Source organism: Stieleria magnilauensis, from assembly GCA_007753675.1.
GTDB classification, from domain to species: Bacteria; Planctomycetota; Planctomycetia; order Pirellulales; family Pirellulaceae; genus Stieleria; species Stieleria magnilauensis.
In genome coordinates, this window is the sequence record CP036432.1 from 2,235,210 (window position 1) to 2,257,006 (window position 21,797).

At 59.9% G+C, this 21,797-nt stretch carries 11 protein-coding genes; 2 read left to right on the plus strand and 9 right to left on the minus strand.

The features are described from left to right. Positions 1 to 152 precede the first annotated feature (152 nt). The 6 genes from TBK1r_RS08035 to TBK1r_RS08060 form a co-directional block, all read right to left on the minus strand. Complete coding sequence (locus TBK1r_RS08035) at positions 153 to 8,489, minus strand: FG-GAP-like repeat-containing protein (RefSeq protein WP_419581113.1); 8,337 nt, start codon at positions 8,487 to 8,489, stop codon at positions 153 to 155. A 473-nt stretch (positions 8,490 to 8,962) separates the two neighbouring features. Next, on the minus strand, positions 8,963 to 9,463 hold the full coding sequence (locus TBK1r_RS08040) for a glycine cleavage system protein H (protein WP_145208767.1): 501 nt from the start codon (positions 9,461 to 9,463) through the stop codon (positions 8,963 to 8,965). After that, positions 9,447 to 10,763, minus strand: a complete 1,317-nt coding sequence (locus tag TBK1r_RS08045; RefSeq protein ID WP_145208769.1) for a coproporphyrinogen-III oxidase family protein — start codon at positions 10,761 to 10,763, stop codon at positions 9,447 to 9,449. Before TBK1r_RS08045 ends, TBK1r_RS08040 begins: the two co-directional genes overlap by 17 nt. 102 nt (positions 10,764 to 10,865) lie before the next feature. Further along, positions 10,866 to 11,954, minus strand: a complete 1,089-nt coding sequence (locus TBK1r_RS08050) for an RluA family pseudouridine synthase (protein WP_419581114.1) — start codon at positions 11,952 to 11,954, stop codon at positions 10,866 to 10,868. 291 nt (positions 11,955 to 12,245) lie between these two features. After that, positions 12,246 to 13,181, minus strand: a complete 936-nt coding sequence (locus tag TBK1r_RS08055) for a tetratricopeptide repeat protein (RefSeq protein WP_145208771.1) — start codon at positions 13,179 to 13,181, stop codon at positions 12,246 to 12,248. Between the two features lie 203 nt (positions 13,182 to 13,384). Further along, entirely contained in the window at positions 13,385 to 13,756 is a 372-nt protein-coding gene (locus tag TBK1r_RS08060; RefSeq protein WP_095742366.1) for a DUF2237 family protein, read from the minus strand. Positions 13,757 to 13,997: 241 nt separating this feature from the next. Here TBK1r_RS08060 and TBK1r_RS08065 point away from each other — a divergent pair, with 241 nt between their 5' ends. Then, positions 13,998 to 16,391: an ATP-dependent helicase gene (locus tag TBK1r_RS08065; RefSeq protein ID WP_145208772.1), complete on the plus strand. Its 2,394-nt coding sequence runs from the start codon at positions 13,998 to 14,000 to the stop codon at positions 16,389 to 16,391. 60 nt (positions 16,392 to 16,451) lie between these two features. Here TBK1r_RS08065 and TBK1r_RS08070 read toward each other — a convergent pair whose 3' ends face one another. From TBK1r_RS08070 to TBK1r_RS08080, 3 genes are all read right to left on the minus strand, one after another. Next, positions 16,452 to 17,900, minus strand: coding sequence for a sulfatase family protein (locus TBK1r_RS08070; RefSeq protein ID WP_145208774.1), 1,449 nt, complete (start codon positions 17,898 to 17,900; stop codon positions 16,452 to 16,454). A gap of 382 nt (positions 17,901 to 18,282) precedes the next feature. Beyond that, positions 18,283 to 19,683, minus strand: coding sequence for a 3-phosphoshikimate 1-carboxyvinyltransferase (gene aroA, locus TBK1r_RS08075; RefSeq protein WP_145208776.1), 1,401 nt, complete (start codon positions 19,681 to 19,683; stop codon positions 18,283 to 18,285). Positions 19,684 to 19,825: 142 nt separating this feature from the next. Next, positions 19,826 to 20,098: a hypothetical protein gene (locus TBK1r_RS08080; RefSeq protein ID WP_145208778.1), complete on the minus strand. Its 273-nt coding sequence runs from the start codon at positions 20,096 to 20,098 to the stop codon at positions 19,826 to 19,828. 248 nt (positions 20,099 to 20,346) lie between these two features. Between TBK1r_RS08080 and TBK1r_RS08085 the strand changes: the two genes are divergently transcribed. Beyond that, positions 20,347 to 21,171, plus strand: a complete 825-nt coding sequence (locus TBK1r_RS08085) for an NTP transferase domain-containing protein (RefSeq protein ID WP_145208780.1) — start codon at positions 20,347 to 20,349, stop codon at positions 21,169 to 21,171. The last annotated feature ends 626 nt before the right edge of the window (positions 21,172 to 21,797 follow it).

Genomic DNA, 21,797 nt, shown 5'->3' on the forward strand with positions numbered 1-21,797 from the left:
GACGCGAAATGAGTGCGACCATGCGATATTTTCTTGCCACCTTGCGTTTCGGGTAGGCGGTAGTGGACGAGGCGACGAGTCCTTGCCAACATGCCGACTGCAGAGGACTCGTCGCCTCGTCCACTACCCAGAAATTTAGCAAACACGCACCGCTAGCCGATGGACGTCGACCACAGGTCGATCCAATCCATTTCCGCGGAGTCCGATTCATCGTCGTCCTCCTCGCCCATCACGTCGGTCAGTGCGTCAATGGCCTGGTCGACACGATTGGGATCCCAATTTGCCCAGGGGGCGGGATCAGCCGGTGACAACTCGGACGGCTTGATCGGGTCAGCCATCAACGGCGACAGCGAGTTGGATGTCTCACCACCAGCCGGTTCGGTCATTGACGCCGCATCGGGCCCGGCCGGTAGGGTTCCAAACCGCGGTGATTCTCCTTCGCTTCCGACCTGGGCGGCGAGAGAGTTGATGATCGCGAGCGCGTCACGACTGGTCGCCAACCCGTCGCCGTTGACGTCGTAGAATTGGTACGAACTCATCTCCGGCAGCGTCGGCAACTCATTCTGACCGTCAACGGCCAGGCGATTGATCGTAATCAACGCGTCGATCAGACTCACTTCGCCGTTCCGGTTGACGTCGAAACGGTTGAAGGGGTTCTGCCAAACGGAGCCGCTGGACACATGGATGGTGGCGTCGTCTTTGACCAATCGGTGCGTGGCGTAACCGGCGACCTTGATAGGCGTTTCGAACCGCCAACCATTTGCCAACGTCAATTGGTCCTCCGGTCCGACGTTGATGTGTAGCGAGTTGTTGGCATCGGTCATCGCGATCACCGCCGGAGCGTCCAAGTCGAGTGCCTGGCTGGCCGAATCGGTCAAATCAAGTCGTTCGATGTTTCGCAACACCACGCCACCGGACAGCTCCGGTGGAAGCAATCCACCGGCGAACAGCGTGACCGTGTCATAACCGTCTCCGCCGTCGACCTCGCCACCGGTCATTTCGGACAATGCAATTTGGTCGTTACCGTTGCCAGACCGGATGGAGACCTGCGTCGGATCGGGCAAGGATTCGACGAAGATCGATTCGCTGCGGTCGCCGGTTTCCAACGTAGCCCCACCGGGATCTCCGACAGCGGTGCTACGCAGCGTTTCGCCGCTAATCTCGTCGATCAGAACAATTCGATCTCCTTCCTGACGGATCCTGAGGTCGCTGAGGATCGAGTCGATGTGGACGACACCGATGATTCGTCGACTGGCTTCGGCGTAGACCGGGTCACTTGGACCTCGATCAACGTTGACATAAACCGATCCGATCAGGTTCCGGTCGGCAACAAAGTCGAGCGGGGTGCTGACCACGACGACCTGGGGCTGATCCCAATTGTCGGGCGTGAACGTCAAGACCGAGGGGGTGAACACGGCCTCGGGCACAGCCGCGCCGTCGATCGAAATCTGCACCGGAGAAAGCGGACGCGTTTCGAGCGCCAACGAGAACGGGTCATCCAATCCGAATTCGTTGACGATCGTCGAACCGTCGGTCTCCTCCAGCCAAATCCAAGCCACGTCGTCGTCGATCACATCGACAATCAGCGTTTGTGGTTCCAGCTCATCAAACGCGACGCCCGACGTCACTGTCGCGGTCAGCGTCACTTGAGTGTCCCCTTCAGAAGTGAAGTCGTTGATTGCGGTGGCTTCCAGAATCTGTGGGATCGACCAATTGTCGGGCGTAAAGGTCAACTCCGTCGTCGAAACGTCCAATTGCGACGGGGCACTCGACGCGATCGCAATCGTGACGTCACTGATCGGTCGAACCGACAGTGCCAACGACGTCACGCCGGGCGCGGCGCCTTCGGTAACCCGCAAATTCGAAGTCAGAAAGTCAAAACCGGCGACCTCGTCATCGAGCACCGAAATCGTGACCACTTCGTCGGGATGCCCGGCACCGGCAAACGTCAGATCGATCTCGCGCGTGCCATCGACGACCTGGTTGTCCATTGCGGCGATTTCAAACGCGACCGTCGGTCGACCGGGAAGGAAGGTGATCGAGGAAGGCAGTTGCAGCACGTCGGCGACCGACGGCGTGATCGAGACGGTCATCCTCTGGAGCGTGTTGCGAGTCAATCTGGCGACGCTCCGTCGGCTGCCTTCGACGAGATGGGGCGAATCGATCAACAGACGCATTTCCGGAGTGTCGTTGTCCTGGATCGTCTCGGTCAACGTGTCGGCAATGTAGCCTGCCGATGCCACGGTGACATCAACCTGTTGATCACCAGCGACGGTCGGGTTGTCGACGACCTCCGCGGTGAAGAAGACCTCCGTTTGCGTGGCGCCGAAGCGAACACTTGCCGGCAGCCTCAGACTGCTAAACGCACCGCCGCTGATCACCACGACCGCTTCGCCCTCCGGGGCGGGACGCGTGACCCGATAGGTGGCCGTGCCGCTCGATTCGGTCAAGGGGTCTCCGAGACGGGTGAGCGTCAGTTGCTCGTGATCGGTGATGGTCAGCTCCGTTCGGCTCAGTTGGTACCCCGTCGCCGATGCAACCACGGAGACGATTTGGTCGCCTTCCAATTGATCGTTGTCGATCGCGGCAGCAAAGAAAGGTCGTGAGAGATGACTTCCGTCATCGAATTGCACCGCCCCCGGCACGGCCAGTCTGCCCGGGCTGGTCGACGCCAGGGTTGCCACCGTGTTGCCACGCGGGTCACTGCGACGCACTTGCATCTCGATGGTGCCGCCATTTTCCGCAATGGAATTCGATGCGGTCACCAAGGTCAATTCTTCGTAGTCGGTCACATTGACGGTGTCCGTCGCGGTGATGTATCCCGGGCCGGACGCGGTGACGGTTCCGACACGAATGGCATCGAGCGTGGAATTGTCATTGGCGGTGATCACAAAGGGATCCGACGTTGCCGCACCATCGGCAAACGTGATCGTCGCCGGCACACTCAACAATCCGGCCGGCGTGGTCCCGATCGTTGCCGTCAGCGGTTGGCTGGTATCGGTGCGTGTCAGCCGCGCTGTCGCCGTGCCGCCATTTTCACGGATGGAATCTTCGTCGATGATCAACGTCAGTGGCTCGTAGTCGAGCACGTCGAGGGTGGTTGCTGCGTCAATCATCCCGACGCTGAACGTGGTGATCGTGACGCTTTGAGTGCCATCAAGGATCTGGTTGTCACGACCGGTGAGCGTCACCGTCGCTTGAGTCTGCCCGGCGGGAATCGTGATGCGAGTGGACGAAAGCAACAGTTGGTCGGAGCGTGAGACCGCTAGGTCGACCACTGCGGATTGGCGGGCATCCAATCGTGTCAGCGTCAGCGTGACCGATGCGGAATTCTCAAACACCGTACGGGAACTCAACCGCATGCCGAAGGTCTCGTAGTCGGTGACTTCGACAAACGCGACATCACTTTGGAAATTGCTGGCCGTCGCCGTCACGCCGACGAACTGGGGTCCGTCGAGCAGGTCATCGTCGACACCGAACACGGGAACCGTGACCGAGTCGACGCCGGCCGGGATGGTCACAAACGACGATCCGAGTCGCAATTCGGTGTTGTCCGACACAGACAACGAAACGACGATCGGCGTCGACAAATCGGCGTTGCGACGGTGGATGGTGGCGATCGCCCGGCCGCCGTTTTCGCTGATCGATCCTGGATTGATTTCGATGTCCAACAACGGACGCGAGACCGAGAACGCCGCCCGGAAGTCGCCGCCGGCGATGCCGTTGCCCGACGGTTTCTTGTCCCAGAGAAACAGGCTGTCATTGCCTGAGATCGCATTGCTGAGAAACTCACCGTCGAGCAGATCGCCGGTGGAGTTGGTGATACCGCCGGCGTCGCCGTTGATCTCCAACAGGTAAAACCCGGCACGCAACGACTGGCCGAATTCCAAGGTTGCTACGTTCCGTGATGGATCCCAACCGATCAATCCATCGGCGTCCGGCACCACCACATCGTTACCGTCGAAAAACGTCGCATCATCGCTTTGCAGCAACGTAAAGTTATCGGCGGTCAACGTTCCGAGATCCAGGTTCCCGGAAAAGGTGACGTCGAGCGACTCGATCGAATCATCAAAGACGTGGGTCCCCGGTGTGACCGAGACGTCAGTGACTGACGGCCCGTGGATGAATCCGCCGACGTCGACGCGGCGACCGGGCCGGATCCAATCGAAATGCATTTCGTTGCCGCCAGCGGTTTCCTGGTACTGGATCCGAACCTGGTAGGTTCCGGCAATCAACCCGGGCGTCAATTCGCCGGACAAGAGCGGTTGGTTGCTGCCCCAGCCGTTGTCAAACAATTCGCCCGAATCAAACGATCCGCTGCGATCCAGGTCGATCCAAAATCGGCTGCTGTCGTCGCTCCGTGTCAGCAACTGAACTCCGTCTTCGGGCACGACGACATAACCGTCCCATTGGACGGAAAAGTTGTCCCAATTGTCGTCGTCACCGCCGGTGATTCCGACCGTCGAACGAATGCCGAATTCCGAACGCAGAAACGAAACCTTGGGATCGATGCGGGTTCCCGATATCGTCTGCGTCGCTCTCCAGTCCATCTCGTCAACGGTGCGGAGACTGGTGTTGACGTAGCTACCGGTCAGCCCGGGGTTGCTGAGTGCTGCGTCGGTGAACAGGTTCGCTTCAGCGACGCTACCAGAAACCGTCACCAATTCGAACAATCGCACGTCGTGTCCGGCGACGTCTACCAAGTCCGCTTCGATGCGATAGCGTCCCGAATCGACCACGCCACGCGAGTAGAGGTTCAACGTCGAATTGAAGGTCGAATTAATCGCTTCGTAGGTCGCGTCCAGTTCGGTCAAGGTGTCATCGGCGTTGTCGAACACCCCATCCGGACCGGTGCCCCGCAGCGTGTAGGTTGCCGAATGAACGCTGGGCATACTCAATTGATCATTCATCCGCACGACAAAGCGACTGGCGTTGTACGGGTCTCGAATGTACGAGACGCTTTGAACCCGCGCCGGCGTGGTGTCGGTCCCGCTGATCGTCAATCGGGTGACAAAGTCCTCGGCCGGCGAGGTCGCGCTGCCGCTGCGATCGGGGAACGCGTAATCCGCTTGCACCAATCCGTTGAGCGGGTTGCCGGCCAGGTCGGTGATGCCGCCGGTGCCGCTGACCAACCGGATGGTGTAGTTACCCGGCGTCAGCGGCGAGTCGGCCGTCCAGACGACGGTCGAATCGAGTGGATTGAGGACGGCGGTCCCTGCGATCACGCCCGCCGACGAATCGCTGACGACGATGTTTTCCGGCGTCAGAGTGGTTTCGTCTAGGACGCTGTCAAAATAGAACGTGATTTGCCGGGTGCTGTTGACGACGTCGCCGTTGTCGGGGTGCATCGCAAACACCGTCGGACCGACCGAATCGATGGCACGCCCCGGTGTGACTTTCAGTCGGTAGTTCCCGGCCGAGCTCAACTTGCCTTCGATGCGAACGGTGATGGTGTCGTCGCTGGCAAAGGTCCAATCCAGAAACGGATCGACACTCTTGATCCCGCTGTTGCCGTCGGTCGCATCGTCGCTGGTCGCAATCAGCGACCCGTCGGACAAAAAAATCGACATCACGCTGTCGAGCGGGTATTGGAATTCCGCGGAATCGATGTCGAACGTCAATCGTTGGCCGGTGGCCACATCGACGGTGTACTGGTCGACATCGCGGTCGCTGTCGATCATTGCGAACACGACCACGCGGTCGTTCTTGGTCGCGTCGGCCGGCTCATCGACCACCGACAGTGTTCCTTCCCAATAGTTCGTGATCGCCAGTTCGTTATCGCCGTCGCCGTCGAGATCCGCGACCGCTCCGACCGCTTCGCCGTTGCCGGTTTGAATGGAGATCGGTCGGGTGAAGGTTCCGTCGGGGCTGCCCAGTTGAACCTTGAGTGTGTTGCCGAACCCGCCGACGATCAGATCTTCGAATCCGTCTTGGTCGATGTCATCGGAGGAGATGAAGTGTGTGGTGATTCGCGTGTCGTGAAACGCGTCGAGGACCGGCAACCCCGACGCATCAGACAGGAACACGCGCACGGCCCGGTCCTCTCGATACACGACGGCCAGGTCGTCCCGTCCGTCATTATTAAAATCGTCCGACGTCACGCTTTCGGGTCCGTCCCCGGTCGCAAAAACGACGGGACGATTGAATCCGCCCGCTCCGTTTCCGTACCAGAGCGTCAGGTCATCGCTGGTGAGGTTGGTGCTGACCAAGTCTTGGTTGCCATCGCCGTCGAAGTCCCCCGAGGACACACCGTGGGGTGCCGTCCCCGTCGACAACTGTTCCAGAAAACTGAACCGCCCGTCTCCGTTACCGGTGTAAACGCGGATCGAGTTATCGTTGCGGACCGTGGTGGCAAAATCCAGGACGCCATCGTTGTTCAAATCCGAAACGTGCAGCCCGTTGGGATTGCCGAACAGGGGATAATTGAACGCGGGAGCAAACGTGCCGTCGCCGTTGCTGATCAACACGGAGACACGTTGGGCGCCGTTGACGATCATCGCGATGTCGTCGTCACCATCTTTGTCGAAGTCACCGACTTCTAACACATCGGTCCACCATCCCAGGTTTCCGCCGGCGGCGATCGTCAACGGAGCCCCCAGGGTGCCGTCGGCGGCGGCGATGAAGATCTGCAAGCTGTCGTCGGTGTCACTGGACATGACGATGTCGTCTCGACCGTCATTGTTAAAGTCACCGGCGGCCACATCGGTCGGCCGATCGCCGACATCGTGAAGGGCGGTCGGCGAGTAATCGATCGACATTTCCCGCAAGTAGCTGTCCAGGGAAACCTGGCCGGCACTCTCGGTTTGTTCAGAGACGTAGACTTGGGAGCCCGGTTGAAGGATGAAATCCAAGTAGTCGCGGACGTCATAGACTTGATTGCCCGGACGCCGCGAATCGGTTCCTTGAAAGGCATAGGTGCCGCCGACCGGTAGATATTCGGTTGTCCCGACATACGACATGAAGGCTTGGACGTCACGGGCGTGCGGCAGACCGGTCGCGTGACCGAACTCGTGGTTCACCGTCGTGGTGGTCAACCGCCGCAAGGCCGTCGCGGAGGTTTCCCTGGCACTGTTGACGGTGTTGCCATTGCTGCTCCGCACACCGCGATAGCCGCCGCCGAAACCGCCCGCTCCGATGTCGCCGAAATTGCCGATCCCCGAGGCGACGCGTTCTTTTCCCGCCGCAGGTTTGACGCGAGTCGCTTCGGCATCGTAGACGCCGTAACGTGAATCGAAGGTTCCGAGGTAATAATCGATCGCTTCGGGAACGGCGTACGGTGCGACGCGATCAAATCCCAGATACGCATCGGTGCTGTCGAAGTCCATGAAGTGAACGGCGTTGTCCCGCTGCAACGAAAAATCGGTGATCGTCACATACTCGACCGCGTAGGCTCCCGTACCGATCGGACTGTCGGCGAGGACCTCCAAGAAGTAGCTGCCAGGCACCAGGGCATCGTCGACCTCGGTCGAGATCCGGCCGTTGGGCGAATAGATCAGCTCTTGCCCGAAAGCGTTGTAGAGCCGCATTTCTTTGCCGCTTTCGACGATTTGTTCGCTGCCGCTGAGCTGCAGATCGAACCGCAGAAATTCGATGTCGTCGATTTCGAATTGAAAGAAATCGCGATCGGAGGGACCATCAAGGATGCCGACGAAGTTTCCTCGATAGGACGTGGTATCGAGCTGTCCGGCTGTTTCGAAGGAGTCGCCGAGGTCGGGGAATGCCTGAGCATCGTCGACCAGATCAACGACCATCGCGTAGTCACCGGAGACGGGGCCGGATGAGTTTGCGCCCGAGAGCGCGACGAAGACTTGCTGGTCGTCTTGGATTTGCAGAACGATTCCGGTTCCCGATTGGTTTTCGCCGATCACGTTGCCCAGCGAATCGAGAACCTCGACCGCCGGACTGGTTGTTTGTAAACCGGCAAAGGAAACCACCAGTGTTTGACCGGCCGAAGCGCTCACTGAAAAGACGTCTTGTTCGCTGGCGTCGGCGAGTTGTCCGATGACTTTTTGGCCGAGCAGTCCGTTCAAACCGTCGGCCACCGCGAGCGTGCCGTTGGGTTCGGATTCAAAATTCGCCGGCGCCCCGGTGTAACTACTTTGCATGCCGTAGGGGCCGACGAAGGTGCCGAAGACGTTTTCCGAACCGACGCGGATGAAGTACTGGCCCGTCGCCGGGGCCACGAACCGCGCGGCGTCCCCGTCATCGGACGTGACCAGCGTGCGTCCGCTCGAATCCAAGATCTCGAGTCCGGGAGGCAGCGTGGGACTGAACAGGGGCGCGTTGACGTTGAACGTGTTGATCGAAAAGCGGTCGCCGCGATTCAAATTGACGCGAAAGAAATCGACGTCACGCGTGGAGCTGATGGTGCCTTCTAAGACGTCGCCGCGGGGCAGGGCGGTGGCGGAAGCCGGCACATCATTGGGCTCGATTTCGGCCGCCAGCAGTTGCCGTTTTTCGAGCGTTTCCGCCTGCAGTTTTCGACGCATCCGATGTCGGGACGCCGCATTGCGGGGGCGAGTGAGTCTTCGCGCAGCAGCAGCAGCAGGCGGACCGGCACCCCGGTCGGCGGATTTGGAGAACAAAGGCATCGTTGCGGGATCACGGTGGGGAATGACGAGGAAGCAATGAAGAGTGGGGATGGCCCGAGTTTAGCTAATCCGCGGCGCCGATGTTGCAATTGGCGTCCACCCACCCCCCCGGAAATGCCCAGAGTCCGCGTAACCCGCCGGCGAGATGGCCGAGTATCCCCAAAGGATTTCAGAGAGTAGCCGGAGGTGTCGCTGCGCTCACCCTACGCACACGTATTCCGTGTCAGCTCAATTTTCGGGTAGTGGACGAGGCGACGAGTCCTTGCCAATATGCCGACTACACAGGACTCGTCGCCTCGTCCACTACCCCAAAACAGGACTCGTCGCCTCGTCCACGACCGCCTACCCGACACGCAAGGTGACAAGAAGCACTAGAAGTTCGCTTGCCCCTTGATCGTTCGCTGGGCGACTTTCCACGCTTCGGTCAGGTGATCGGCATACTGATCCGGCGACAGCAAGACGCCCGAGCCGTCGGGGGCGACGTCCAGTTCGATCATCCATCCGGCGCCGTAGGGATCGGCGTTGATCAGGGAGGGGTCGGAAAGCACGTGTTCATTGATCGCCGACAGCGTGCCGGCGACGGGCGCATACAGATCGCTTTCCGCCTTCTTGCTTTCGATCGCGCCGATCATCTGACGGTGCTCGACCGCCGACGGAGCTTCGACTTCCCAGTCCAGAAAGTAGACGTCTTGCAACAAGCGAACGGCGTAGGCCGACAACCCGAACCGCCACGTGCTGCCTTTAGAACCTGAGCCGGGCTCGATGCATTGAGCCCACATGTGGTTCTTGGCGTAATGGCGGTCTCGCGGAAACGTGGCTTCGAATTCACCCATCGCAAAGGTGAATGATTCGGTGCTACGTGTATCGGACATTCTGATGTTCCGGCTCAAAGAACACTGGCAACATGGCGTCGACTCGCAGCAACCCGTAGCGGGTCAACTCGACGCGGTCCCCGCTGATCGTTGCCCAGCCGTCTTCGACATACTTGTCCCATTCTGATTTCCATCGCTCAAGAATGTTGACGCCGAATTTGTTTTGGAAGTAATTCACTTCCAGGTACCCGAGCTTGAGCATCAGGACCATCTCGCGGATCAGACGCTGGTGATCGGTCGGAACGTAGCCGCGTCCCAGCGGCAGCGAACCCGATTCGACCGTCGACAGGTATTGTTCCAGCTCGGCGACGTTCTGGTAGTGCACGCCGCTGACGTGGCCGAAGCTGGCGATTCCGGTGGCCAGCAAGTCGGCGCCTTTGAACAGATTATCGCGGTACGAGAAATTCACCTTGGATGGATCTTTCACAACCGTGTAGGCGCTGCTGATGCTGTAGCCGGCGTCGAGGAATTCGTTGAACGCGTAATCGACCCAGGCACGCTTGGTGGTCCAATCGGCCACGGGGCTGGTCGTGTGGTTCTCCAGCATGTCCTTGCTGATCACGGTGTTGAAGGGCAACTCCATCTGATAGATCGTCACGCTTTCGGGCGACATGTCGATGGCTTGACGAATGTTGTCCTTCCAGTTGTCCCAGGTTTCACCGACCATTCCGGAAATCAAGTCGATGTTGACGTTCGGGAACTCGGCTTCGGCGATCCATTCCCAGGCCCGAAACACCTGTTTGGACAAGTGGGCACGTCCGTTCTCCTCGAGCAGCTTGTCCGAGAAATTTTCGACACCCAGGCTGAGCCGCGTGACGCCGAGTTCTTCACGCAGTGTTTTGACCTTCGTTTCGCTCAGCGTTCCCGGTTCGCATTCAAACGTCACCTCTTCGGCGCCGTCCCAGGTGATGTGCTGGCGAAGTCGTTCGGCAAGTTTCGTCAGTTGCTTCGGCGAAAGGAAGCTGGGGGTGCCGCCGCCGAAGTAAACGAAGCGGAACGGGCGGTCCTTCATCACCTCCGTTTCGCTGACCATTGAGATTTCATTGCACAAGGCATCGACGTAGCGCTGGACTTCCGGCGCGGTCACGTCCGTGAAGACTTTGAAGTAACAAAACTTGCAACGCTTTCGGCAAAACGGGATGTGCAGATACAGCCCCAGCGGTGTGGTTTCGACTGCGGGGCTATGCAGCGCCGAAACGATTGCCTCCAACGCGTCCTTCTTCCATTGGCTGTAAGGCGGATAGTTCGAAATAAAGTAGCTGCCGACTTCAGTTTTCGAATCACTAGCGGCGGACGACATGGGCAGGCTATTTCAAAGAGCGTAGAAATCAGTGAACGGCGTTCTCGGTCAACGGTGTCGTTGATCGACAGAGATTATTGTAACCGGTCGTCACCCCCACGGTCATCGGTGCTCTCGCTGACGGATCACCTGGATCGCCCGCTCAAGATCATCCGGAAGGGGGGCTTCGAAGGTCATCGATTCGCCGCTTTGGGGATGACAAAGTGTCAATCGACGCGCGTGCAACGCCTGCCGATCGAGAACCTCGGGGCTGCCGGCGACGGTGCCCCGTCCCTGCAGCCAAGATTCGGTCGCGACGGCGTGCCCCGCGTAGAGTCGGTCACACAGGATCGGGCAGCCCAGGTGGGCCAGGTGGACACGAATCTGGTGGGTGCGGCCGGTTTTGGGGCGGACCCGAACGAGGGTAAAGCGACCGATCCGCTCCATCACCTCGTAGAACGTGCTGGCCGGTTTGGTGGTCGGGTGATTTTCCCGAATCGCCATCTTGTCACGTTGATACGGATGCCGCCCGATGGGGGCATCGACGACGTCGCGATCGCGGTCGAGTCGTCCGACGGTGATGGCGAAGTATTCTTTTTCGACTTCGCGATCATGCCACTGCTGGGCCAGCGCCATGTGAACGGCGTTGGTCTTGGCGACGACAATGACGCCGCTGGTATCGCGGTCCAGCCGGTGAACAATCCCCGGTCGCGTCGGGCCGCCGACGTCGGACAGGCACTGGAAGCGATGCGCCAGCGCGCTGGTCAACGTCCCTTGCCAATTGCCGCGGGCCGGGTGCACCACCATCCCCGGCGGCTTGTTGACGACGACAAACCCGTCGTCTTCGTACAACAGGTCCAGCGGGATGTTTTCCGGGACCACTTCATCGGAGAACGCTTCGGGCAACTGAAAGCGGATCGTCTGTCCAGCCTTGATCCGAAAACTGGGACGGACCGTTCGCCCATCCACCGCCGCTTGATCCTCCTGAACCGCCTGACGGATTTGTGTGCGGCTGTAGCCGTCGCAGGCGCTGGTTAGAAACAGATCGATACGTTGATTGGCCGCCGAATCGGGGACGACGAAATCCCGGAAAACCGGATCGCTCGATTCGTCGTCGAGGGCCTCGTTCAGAGCTTCGTCATTCGAAACTTCGTCGCGGGGTGGCTCGTCGCTGATGGCAGCGTCTTCGTTAGAAAGTGACTCGGACTTCACGCGAGGTGGATCAATGGATCTTTGATTCTGTATGAGTATCGCGGCGGAGTCGATGGGGAGAGGAACGGCCTAGGCGTCTGGGTCGGTCCGGTGGGGGGCCGATCGTCATCCACACCGAGCGGGCCGTTGTTGTTCGCGGCAGGACGCGAGCCCTCCGGTCTTACGAGCCAAAACTGGACGGCTCGTGGCCTGGCGGTGAAGCCCGCCTCTGTCAGCAAGGGGCCATGCGGCGCCCCTCGCTTACGCGTCGCACCTGGCACCAGCGCGCCGCTTTCACCGCATCGAATTCCGCTACTCGGCCGATTCGTCGGACGTGTCTTCCGGTTTCTCGTCCACCTTCTCGTCGCTGGTCGTTTCCGGCTCGGTCGTTTCCGGCTCGGTCGTTTCCGGCTCGGTCGTTTCCGGCTCGGTCGTTTCCGGCTCGGTCGTTTCCGGCTCGGTCGTTTCCGGCTCGGTCGTTTCCGGCTCGGTCATTTCCGGCTCGGTCGTTTCCGGCAGTTCCAGCCCGCCTTCGATCGGGGCGCTGGGTTCGTCGGACGACTTCAAATCGTCGCCCATGTTCAGATCGGGGAGGTCCAAATCGGGCAGATCGGGAAGCGAGGACGCACCGGGAAGTTCTGGCGGCAGGGAGGGGTCAGCCGGCGAGAAGTCTTGGTCGGCGAACCATGCCAAGAACTCGACGGTGTCCGGGTTGGAAAGGCGGTCGATGCGTTCCTGGGCCACCGCAACCATGGCTTCGGACTCGTTGGCGTCGACGGTTCGCTTGTAGGCGTCGATCGCCTCGTCGATTTCGCCCAGCGATTCGGCGGCCATGCCCAGGCCAAAATTCGCCCGGGACAACAACAGCGTTTCTTTCGATGCCGCTCGGGCGTCGCTGAAGTGATCCTTTGCCTGCGACAGCAAGGTTTCGGCTTCGTCGCGGTCTTGGTACAGCGAGTTGATGCCTTGGGCCAAGCTGTCGTTGCCCTGGAACAGCAGCGACCAAGCGGCCGCGACGGTGTCGGGGTACTGGGACGCAACCTCGGGGTTTTCCATCAGCAACTGTAACGTCGCGTCGCTGCGTTTGGCGACTTCGCCGCTGGAGTAAAGCCCCACGGCGATCAAGGCCACAATGACGATCACCACGGCCGTCAGGATGAGCTTGGAATAGGGCTCAATCTTCTTGTAAAAGCCGGCCAAATTTTCGGCGACGATGTTCTGTTCCAGTTGTGCCTGGCGATCTTTCATGAGTGGTCTTGTCCGCGTTGTCTAAGCGAGACGAGCCGATTGCGGTGAGGGAACGAGTTGGAAGCGTGGAGCTGGGCGAGCGTCAATGTCGCACAAGTGTCGATCGCGAAGTATAGGAGCGACAAAAACTTATCGTCAATAGAAGGCGCCGCAGAGGCGGCGACATCCATGCCATTTGCCGCAAGTCCCCCAGCTAGCCAACGCTACCGCTCGGATTCGTCCACCGCGTGCTCACGCAGCTCTTCCAGCGAGGCAAACTCCAAGGCCGAGACATGGGTGGCGCGGAGCACCACCTGCGGGGCCTGGCCGGCATCGTAGGCTTCTTTCCAGCGTGCCGCGCACAGGCACCAGCGGTCGCCCGGTTGCAGTCCGGCGAACCGGTAGAGCGGATTGGGGGTGCTGAGATCGTTGCCACGCGACTTGCTGAATTCCAAAAATTCTGCGGTCATCACGGCGCAGATCACGTGCAGACCGGCGTCCGACGCGCCGGTGTTGCAGCATCCGTCACGATAAAAGCCGGTCATCGGGTCGGTGCTGCAGGTCTCGAGGTCAGTTCCAATAACGTTTTTTGCCATGGGGTCAGGTTCGAAGGATCGGGCCAGGTGTCGCGCATCACACTACGGATGTGATTGTAGCGAGTCGGTCGCCGCGGCGTGGGGGGTGACGTCCGGGGTTCACGCTGCGGTTTCTCGACTTCGCTTGCATTCTGCCAACGCGATGAACGATCGGTGGTTTTAGCGTCATGGCCTTGGAGTGGTTTTTCGCTATATGATGACGACGTTTCGTCCGCTTTCTCTTCCCGCCAGTCGACCCGCCATGGATGCTCCCCACAGCGACGCTTTGCTCCGCGAACTGACAGCCCCGCAATGCGAAGCGGTTCAGCACGTCGACGGGCCGATGCTGATTTTGGCCGGCCCGGGCAGCGGAAAGACGCGGGTGGTCACGCACCGGATCGCATATCTGTTGTCCCAGAACATTCCGGACTGGCAGATTGCGGCGTTGACGTTTACCAACAAAGCCGCCGATGAGATGCGCTTGCGGTTGGACAAACTGGCGCCGGGGCAAAAGGTCTGGATGGGCACCTTTCACCGTTTCTGTGCCCAGTTGTTACGGCGTTATGCGTCGATGGTGGGGCTGCAAGAGAATTATTCGATTTACGACACGTCGGATTCGAAGCAGGCGATGAAACGTGCGACCGAAGCCGCCGGAGTCTCCACGACCCATGCGTCTCCCGATCAGATCGCCAACGTGATCAGCAAGGCGAAAAACAAGCTGATCACGCCGGATGTCATGGAAGGCCAGATGCTGTCGCCCAAAGAAACGGTGGCCGCCAAGGTGTACCCGGTTTATCAGCGCCAGTTGCTGACGGCCAACGCGGTCGACTTTGATGACCTGCTGTTGCACGTCGCCAATTTGTTGCGGCACAGTCCCGAATTGCGGGGCGAGCTGGACCAGCGATTTCGCTACATCCTGGTTGACGAATACCAGGACACCAATCTGGCTCAGTACGCGATCGTCCGGGCGCTCTCGATCGATCACCCCAACCTATCGGTCACCGGAGACCCGGATCAATCGATCTATGGCTGGCGCGGTGCCGACCTGAACAACATCCTGGATTTTGAAAAAGATTACCCCTCGGTCAAAACGGTTCGGCTGGAACAAAACTATCGCAGCACGCCCAACGTGTTGCGGGTCGCCGACCAATTGATCCGTCACAACCGACGCCGCAAACAAAAGAACCTGTTCACCGACAACGACGAAGGGGAACCGGTGATCTTGCGGTGGTTCGAAAACGGCTATGAGGAGGCCGATTCGATCGCTGATGAGATCGTCGCCGCGATTTCGTCTGACCTCGCCCGGCCCAACGATTTTGCAATCTTTTGCCGTATGAATTCGCTGACGCGGTCACTCGAACACGCACTCCGCGGCCGTGGCGTTCCCTATCAAATCGTCAACGGCGTCGAGTTCTATCAGCGGAAAGAAATCAAGGACGTCTTGGCGTACCTGCATCTGGTCAACAATCCCGGTCACGACGTCGCCTTGACGCGTGTGATCAACACCCCAACGCGAGGAATCGGCGCCAAGACGGTCCAGCGGATCCAGGCGTTTGCCGACAGCCACAACATCCCCATGTTGGAAGCCGCTCGACGCGCCGAGCAGATCGAATCGCTGGCCAAACGCAGCGTCACAATGGTCAAGAAATTTGTCACGATCTACGACCGGATCGCCGCCCGCGCGACCGCTCCGCTGGAGGAGTTGATGCGGTGTGTGGTTCAAGAGTCGGGGTACGACAAGTTTTTGGAAAAGAATTCCGACGATGCGGACGATTCCAGTCCGCTGGGAAACGTCGACGAATTGATCAGTGCCGCAGTTGACTTTGATCGTCGACATCCCGACGACGGATCGCTGGAAGCGTTTCTGGAACAAGTCGCACTGGTCAGCGACACCGATGCCTTCGAGGAAAACGACCAACGCGTCACCCTGATGACCCTACATGCCTCCAAGGGGCTGGAATTTCCGCGGGTCTTTATCATCGGCGTCGAAGACGATTTGCTGCCCCACAAACGATCCAAAGAGGACGACGCGCAATTCGAAGAGGAGCGGCGGCTCTTGTTCGTCGGTATCACCCGCGCCAAGCAATGGTTGCAACTGAGTTGTTGCAAACGTCGCATGATTCGCGGCGACACGCGACCGGTGATCGCCAGTCCGTTTTTGAACGAGCTGCCGTTGGAGGAGATGAAACGCATCGAGTCGACGGTGCAGCGAAATTATTTTGATCACGACATCGACCAGAGCGGCGGCGGGGATTGGGATTTGCCGGAAATCCAAATCCGCGACGAGGTCCAAGCAGACGTGTCGTTCGATTTCGGAGCCAATCAAGACGAAGACGTGTTGTCGGCGGACGACCAGGCCCGAGAACCCGCGCCGACGTTTGATGCGGTCGCCGAAGAATCGTCGCCGCAGGAGGTCAAGTCGCAATCGATCCCCGAGATCGGTGCGCTCAAAACGGCCGCGGATTTGATGTCGGGCAATCGACCGCCGCTGACGGCGTTTCGCGAAGGCACCACGGTGCGGCATTACGACTACGGCGAAGGGACGATCCTGGCCGTCAGCGGACTCGGCCCCAAACGCATGGCACGCGTCCAGTTCGCCGACGGAGAGCACAACTTTCGACTCGCCTTCGCCAAGTTGGAAGTCGTCGGCCCGTAGGCTCGCGCCATACGGCTGATCATCGTTTGAGATCGGCCGATTCGCCGTTCCGTTTGATTCTCACGAGCCCGTGTAGCGCGACAGGTCACCCAGGTTCAGCGTGTCGTTCATTTCGGCTTGCAGCGTTTCCAGACGCGAGAACAATCGCTTGACCGTCTTGGCATGCTCTGCCGAACCGGCCAGATCGTTCATCTCCTGCGGGTCCTGCTTCATGTCGTACAAGCGGATCTTGTTGGCAACGGGGTAAACGATCAGTTTGTAATTTTCGGTACGGATACTGCGTTGTTTATCCAAGTAGGCGCCGTAGACGACGTCATAGGGGCTGTCGGCACCGCCGAGCATCGGCAACAGGCTGTTGAATTGGACGTGTTCGGGTTGCTTGATGCCGGCCAATTCCAAGGTCGTCGGCATGATGTCTTGCAGGTACACGGGGTGGTCGATCGATTGGCCCGCTTTGGCGTCCGGCCCGATCACCATCAACGGCACTCGGACGCTGTGATCGTACAGGTTTTGTTTGCCCATCAAGCCGTGCTGTCCGCAGGCCAGGCCGTGGTCGGCGGTAAAGAAGATCCACGTGTTGTCCTCTTTGCCGGTCGCTTCGACGGCATCCAGAATCCTGCCGATCATGGCATCCATGTGCGTGATGATTGCGTAATATTCTTGACGGTTTGTCTTGACCGCTAACGGCGTGCGGGGGAACGGGGCGAGTTTTTCATCGCGCAGTTTTCGCCCGGCCGCCATCGCTTCGGCGTACGGATATTCGGGCAAAAAGTTCTCCGGCAGCTTGACCTGGTCGACCGGGTACTTGGCAACGTATTCGGCCGGCGATTGACGCGGATCGTGCGGGGCGTTGAAGGCCAGGTACATGAAGAACGGTTGGTCGCCGGAACCGGCCTCGCTGAGGAAATCGACCGAGTGATTGGCAACCACTTCACTCCAGTGCGTTCCGCCTTCCCAAAACCCGCCGAACTTGGGATCACTCGGAGACCAGGGATCGGTCACTTCGCCAGTTTCCGGGTCAACGAGTGGGCGGTTGTAGCCGGCCGGCGTTTGGCTGGGCATGCCGCCGCGGACATCACGTGCGACGTCAAAGGATTTTTGGGCGTCGGCCCGGCAATGCCATTTTCCGGTCATGTACGTTCGATAGCCGGCGGCTTTCATGTACTCACTCCACCACCGCCCCGCTTCACGTTCCTGTTCGGCGGCTTGATAAACCGGTTCGGCGTCCCAGAGGAATCGCCCGGAATTGAGCATCATGCGGCTGGCGACACACACCGCACCCGACCACGAACCCATGTTGTAGGCGTGGGTGAAGGTGGTGGCACGCTTGGCGATCCGATCCAAATTCGGTGTTTCGACTTCCGGGTGCCCAAACGCAGCGACGGTGTCGAAACATTGGTCGTCGGAGAAGATGAACACGATATTGGGAGGTTCAGCCGCGCTCGCACCCGGCGTGAGCGAAAGACACCAGACGGTGGCGACAAGGAAAAGTAACGCGAGTCGTGACATGGAGCGAAATTCCGAAGAGGAGAATGGAAATCGACGTTGCATTATACGATAGTCGCTGGCGGCGAATGCGATGTGTGACCTAGCGATCCGTCTCAGCTAAACTTTCGGGTAGTGGACGAGGCGACGAGTCCTCTGCGTTCGGGTAGTGGACGAGGCGACGAGTCCTGTTTTGAGGTAGTGGACGAGGCGACGAGTCCTATTTTGAGGTAGTGGACGAGGCGACGAGTCCTCTGCAGTCGGCATATTGGCAGAGGACTCGTCGCCTCGTCCACTACCGCCTACCCTGACAAGGAGTACCAGTGCTCCGGCCACATTTAGATTTAGGGTACCGCGGAGAAGATCAGGCGGTAACTTGCCAATCACCCTGCCAGTTCCACGACCATCAGCGCCAGCGGTGGGGGCGGCCGATCAGTGTTTCCAGATCGGCAAAAAACTCGGGATAGGTTTTTCCGGTGCAGGAAGGGTTGAGCACCCGGACGCCTTTGGCAGCCAGTCCCGCCAGCGAAAGACTCATGGCCATCCGATGGTCATGGTAGGTTTCCAGTGTGGCCGGCCTGATCCCGTCGCCGGGCGGATGAATCGTCAGCCCGTCGTCGTGTTCGTCGATGGTCGCGCCGAGTTTTCGCAGTTCGCAGGCCAGATCACCGATGCGGTCGGTTTCTTTGAACCGGTTGTGGGCGACGCCGCGAACGCGCGTCGGGCCGTCGGCAAACAGGGCGACCACGGCAAGCGTTTGGACGGTATCGCTGATTTGGTTCATGTCCACGTCGATGCCACGCGCGGCACGACCGGAAATGGTCATGCCGTCGCCATCATGATCGAAGCGGCAACCCATCTGCTCAAGCACGCGGCAAAATCCCACGTCGCCTTGCATCGCGTCGGGAGTCAGCCCCAACACGGTGACTTCGCCCCCAGTGATCGCCGCGGCGGCCCAGAAATAACTGGCAGCCGACGCATCGGGTTCGATCGCGTACTCGACGCCTTGATAACCTTCGCCGGACACATTGACACGCAACGAGACCGTCTCCACCGCGTTCAGGTCGATTTCTTCGATGTCGACGCTCGCCCCAAAGGAACGCATGACCGCCGCCGTCATTTCGATGTAGGGTCGCGAGACCTGCTCGCCGATCACATTGATTTGGATGTCGCCGACAGATTCAGCACCGTTGGCACGCGCGCGCCGAGCGTGCAGGGCCACCGGAGCGGCCATCATCAATCCGCTCAGATACTGGCTGCTGACACTGCCGCCGACGCGTATCGCTTTGTCGCTCCATCCGCGGGAACGAATCGCCACCGGTGGGCATCCGCCGGGGGATTGCGTGATGATCGAACCGAGTTGGACTTCGGCAAGGGCGTCGACCAAATCCGCGATCGGCCGTTGGTGCATGCGTTGCACGCCCGACAAGTCGTAGTTGCCGCCGGCCGCCGATAGGGCAGCGGTCAGAAAACGAATCGAAGTGCCACTGTTGGCGATGAACAATTCATGGGTCACGTCGGTGTTCGTGCTGCGGGTCGACGCGTCGACTTGAATCGTTCGCCCGGCTTCGGAAACATTGATCGAAACGCCGCAGGTGCGGAGACTGTCGATCATCACCGCCGTGTCTTCGCTGCGTAACGCTCCCGATAGCGTGGACTGACCCTCAGCCATCGCGGCGCAGATCAGCGCCCGATTGGTCAAACTCTTACTGCCCGGAGGTCGAATCGCTCCGCGGATGGCGCCGCCCGGTTGGACAGAAACGCTTGTCGGTTCAGGGGTCAGGGTGCTCGTCGGCTGGTCGGGCATTGCATTTTCAGGGCGCGCGAAAGGGGACAGCGGCCCAGTATCGCTTGCTGGCCAGAATTCGCAAGCTGGAGGCTCTGGCTAGAAATCGCAAGCTGGAAGCGTACGCCACCGGAGTCGCAAGCTGGAAGCGTACGCCACCGGGTTAGATCGCCAGGGCGCCTTCGCGGCTGGGGACGGTGAACACACCCAACACCATCGAAGCCAGCGTCAGGGTGTGGATCAACCAGACGTCATCGAGACGCATCACGGTCCGCAGCGTCACCAGGCTGATGATCACCAACGCGATCAGGAAACGGCGTTCGGCACGTCGCAACGCGTCGCCGACAGACAGCTTGGTCGACAGCAACGCCCACAACCCAAACATGGGAAGCGCGAGGGCATTGACCACGGCGAAAAACTGGGGCAATTCGAGCATGACGATCCCTCGTCCGGCAGAGTGTTTGAAAAGCAAAAAAGAAAAGGATTTCCTAACGCTGCTGAGGATCGCAGGAGGAGACCTCGCAATGGAAGCCGGACTTGAGCGAAAATTCCAAGATTCGCCAAAAAGTTACAACCGATTTCCATAGACGCCGCGTTCCGGGCGCCTCCACAATGGGGTGTGGCGATGACGATTCGATCGACGGCTGATCGAATCATCAGAACATCAATGGAGGGGGAGAGGTGATGTCAGAAGCAAAAGGGACGCGGTGTGGCCAGCGTATCGTCGCGGTCATTGATCTTGGGGATCACCAACTGGGTGATGACAGTTTGTCCGGCGGTGCGGCGGCCGAACGTGAAGACCGACGGGTCGATCAGCCGCATCCGATCCAGCGGTTCGCCCATCGACGACTTGCCGGGCAACCCCTGCTGTTACGGATGGCGGCGCGGTTGAGCGAATGCCAATGGGTCGATGAGATTTACGCGGTGGGCTGCAACTTGCCGGATTCGATGACGCAACTAAACAGCGCCGTCATCCGCCCGCTCAGTCTGCCGACGTGCCATTTGGTGGAACGGGTCGGCACGATCGTTGATCGCACGATGCCCACGTGGGTGTTCTATGTTCCTGCCAACCGGCCGTTTATCGACGCCGCCTTGGTCGACGGATTGTTGTCCAAGGCATCGAAAAGCCAGCAGGGCGACTACTTCGGCTACACGTCGACATCTCAAGGACGAACCCCGATGGAGCATCTGGGGTTGGCCGGCGAGGTGTGTCACGCCGATGCGATCCGGCGGCTGCGACGAAACGCCGATCGCTTGTCACCCAGCCAAACGATTGCCGGATGCCTGGAGGATGCACCCGGCAACTATGAGCTGAGCTTTGTGCCCGTTCCCGACGAACTGGACCGCTGCGGCCTGCGGTTCGCCATCGAAGACGAGCACGACTGGGACGAAGCGCACCTGGTCTGCGAATCCGTCCGAGAAGTCGATGCCGGATGGCAGCAGGTCGCGCGGTTGGTCAGCCAAAAGGAGCATCTGCGAGACGCGACACCCAGCGTCGATTCAATTTAGCAGCGAAGGTGTTAGCGGAACGGCGCGAGCCGTCCGGTCGCGCTTCAAAGACATCGTGAAAGACCGGAGGGCTCACGCCCTGCCGCTAACGATGAACTCCCAGCGTGTTAGCGGAACGGCGCGAGCCGTCCGGTCGCGCTTCAAAGACACCGTGAAAGACCGGAGGGCTCGCACCCTGCCGCTAACGATGAACTCCCAGCGTGTTAGCGGAACGGCGCGAGCCGTCCGGTCGCGCTTCAAAGACATCGTGAAAGACCGGAGGGCTCGCGCCCTGCCGCTAACGATGAACTCGCAGCGTGTTAGCGGAACGGCGCGAGCCGTCCGGTCGCGCCTCAAAGACATCGTGAAAGACCGGAGGGCTCGCACCCTGCCGCTAACGATGAACTCCCAGCGTGTTAGCGGAACGGCGCGAGCCGTCCGGTCGCGTTTCAAAGACACCGTGAAAGACCGGAGGGCTCGCGCCCTGCCGCTAACGATGAACTCGCAGCGTGTTAGCGGAACGGCGCGAGCCGTCCGGTCGCGCTTCAAAGACACCGTGAAAGACCGGAGGGCTCGCGTCCTGCCGCTAACCAACAACACCCCGTTGGGTGTGGCACTGGGCTTGCACCGTCGGCTCAGCATTCAAC

What these genes read in the sequence shown, in the direction of transcription:
- TBK1r_RS08070 (WP_145208774.1), bottom strand. Translation starts at nt 17,900, where the DNA reads ATGTCACGACTCGCGTTACTTTTCCTTGTCGCCACCGTCTGGTGTCTT.
- TBK1r_RS08045 (WP_145208769.1), bottom strand. Translation starts at nt 10,763, where the DNA reads ATGTCGTCCGCCGCTAGTGATTCGAAAACTGAAGTCGGCAGCTACTTT.
- aroA (WP_145208776.1), bottom strand. Translation starts at nt 19,683, where the DNA reads ATGCCCGACCAGCCGACGAGCACCCTGACCCCTGAACCGACAAGCGTT.
- TBK1r_RS08065 (WP_145208772.1), top strand. Translation starts at nt 13,998, where the DNA reads ATGGATGCTCCCCACAGCGACGCTTTGCTCCGCGAACTGACAGCCCCG.
- TBK1r_RS08080 (WP_145208778.1), bottom strand. Translation starts at nt 20,098, where the DNA reads ATGCTCGAATTGCCCCAGTTTTTCGCCGTGGTCAATGCCCTCGCGCTT.
- TBK1r_RS08035 (WP_419581113.1), bottom strand. Translation starts at nt 8,489, where the DNA reads ATGCGTCGAAAACTGCAGGCGGAAACGCTCGAAAAACGGCAACTGCTG.
- TBK1r_RS08055 (WP_145208771.1), bottom strand. Translation starts at nt 13,181, where the DNA reads ATGAAAGATCGCCAGGCACAACTGGAACAGAACATCGTCGCCGAAAAT.
- TBK1r_RS08040 (WP_145208767.1), bottom strand. Translation starts at nt 9,463, where the DNA reads ATGTCCGATACACGTAGCACCGAATCATTCACCTTTGCGATGGGTGAA.
- TBK1r_RS08085 (WP_145208780.1), top strand. Translation starts at nt 20,347, where the DNA reads ATGTCAGAAGCAAAAGGGACGCGGTGTGGCCAGCGTATCGTCGCGGTC.
- TBK1r_RS08060 (WP_095742366.1), bottom strand. Translation starts at nt 13,756, where the DNA reads ATGGCAAAAAACGTTATTGGAACTGACCTCGAGACCTGCAGCACCGAC.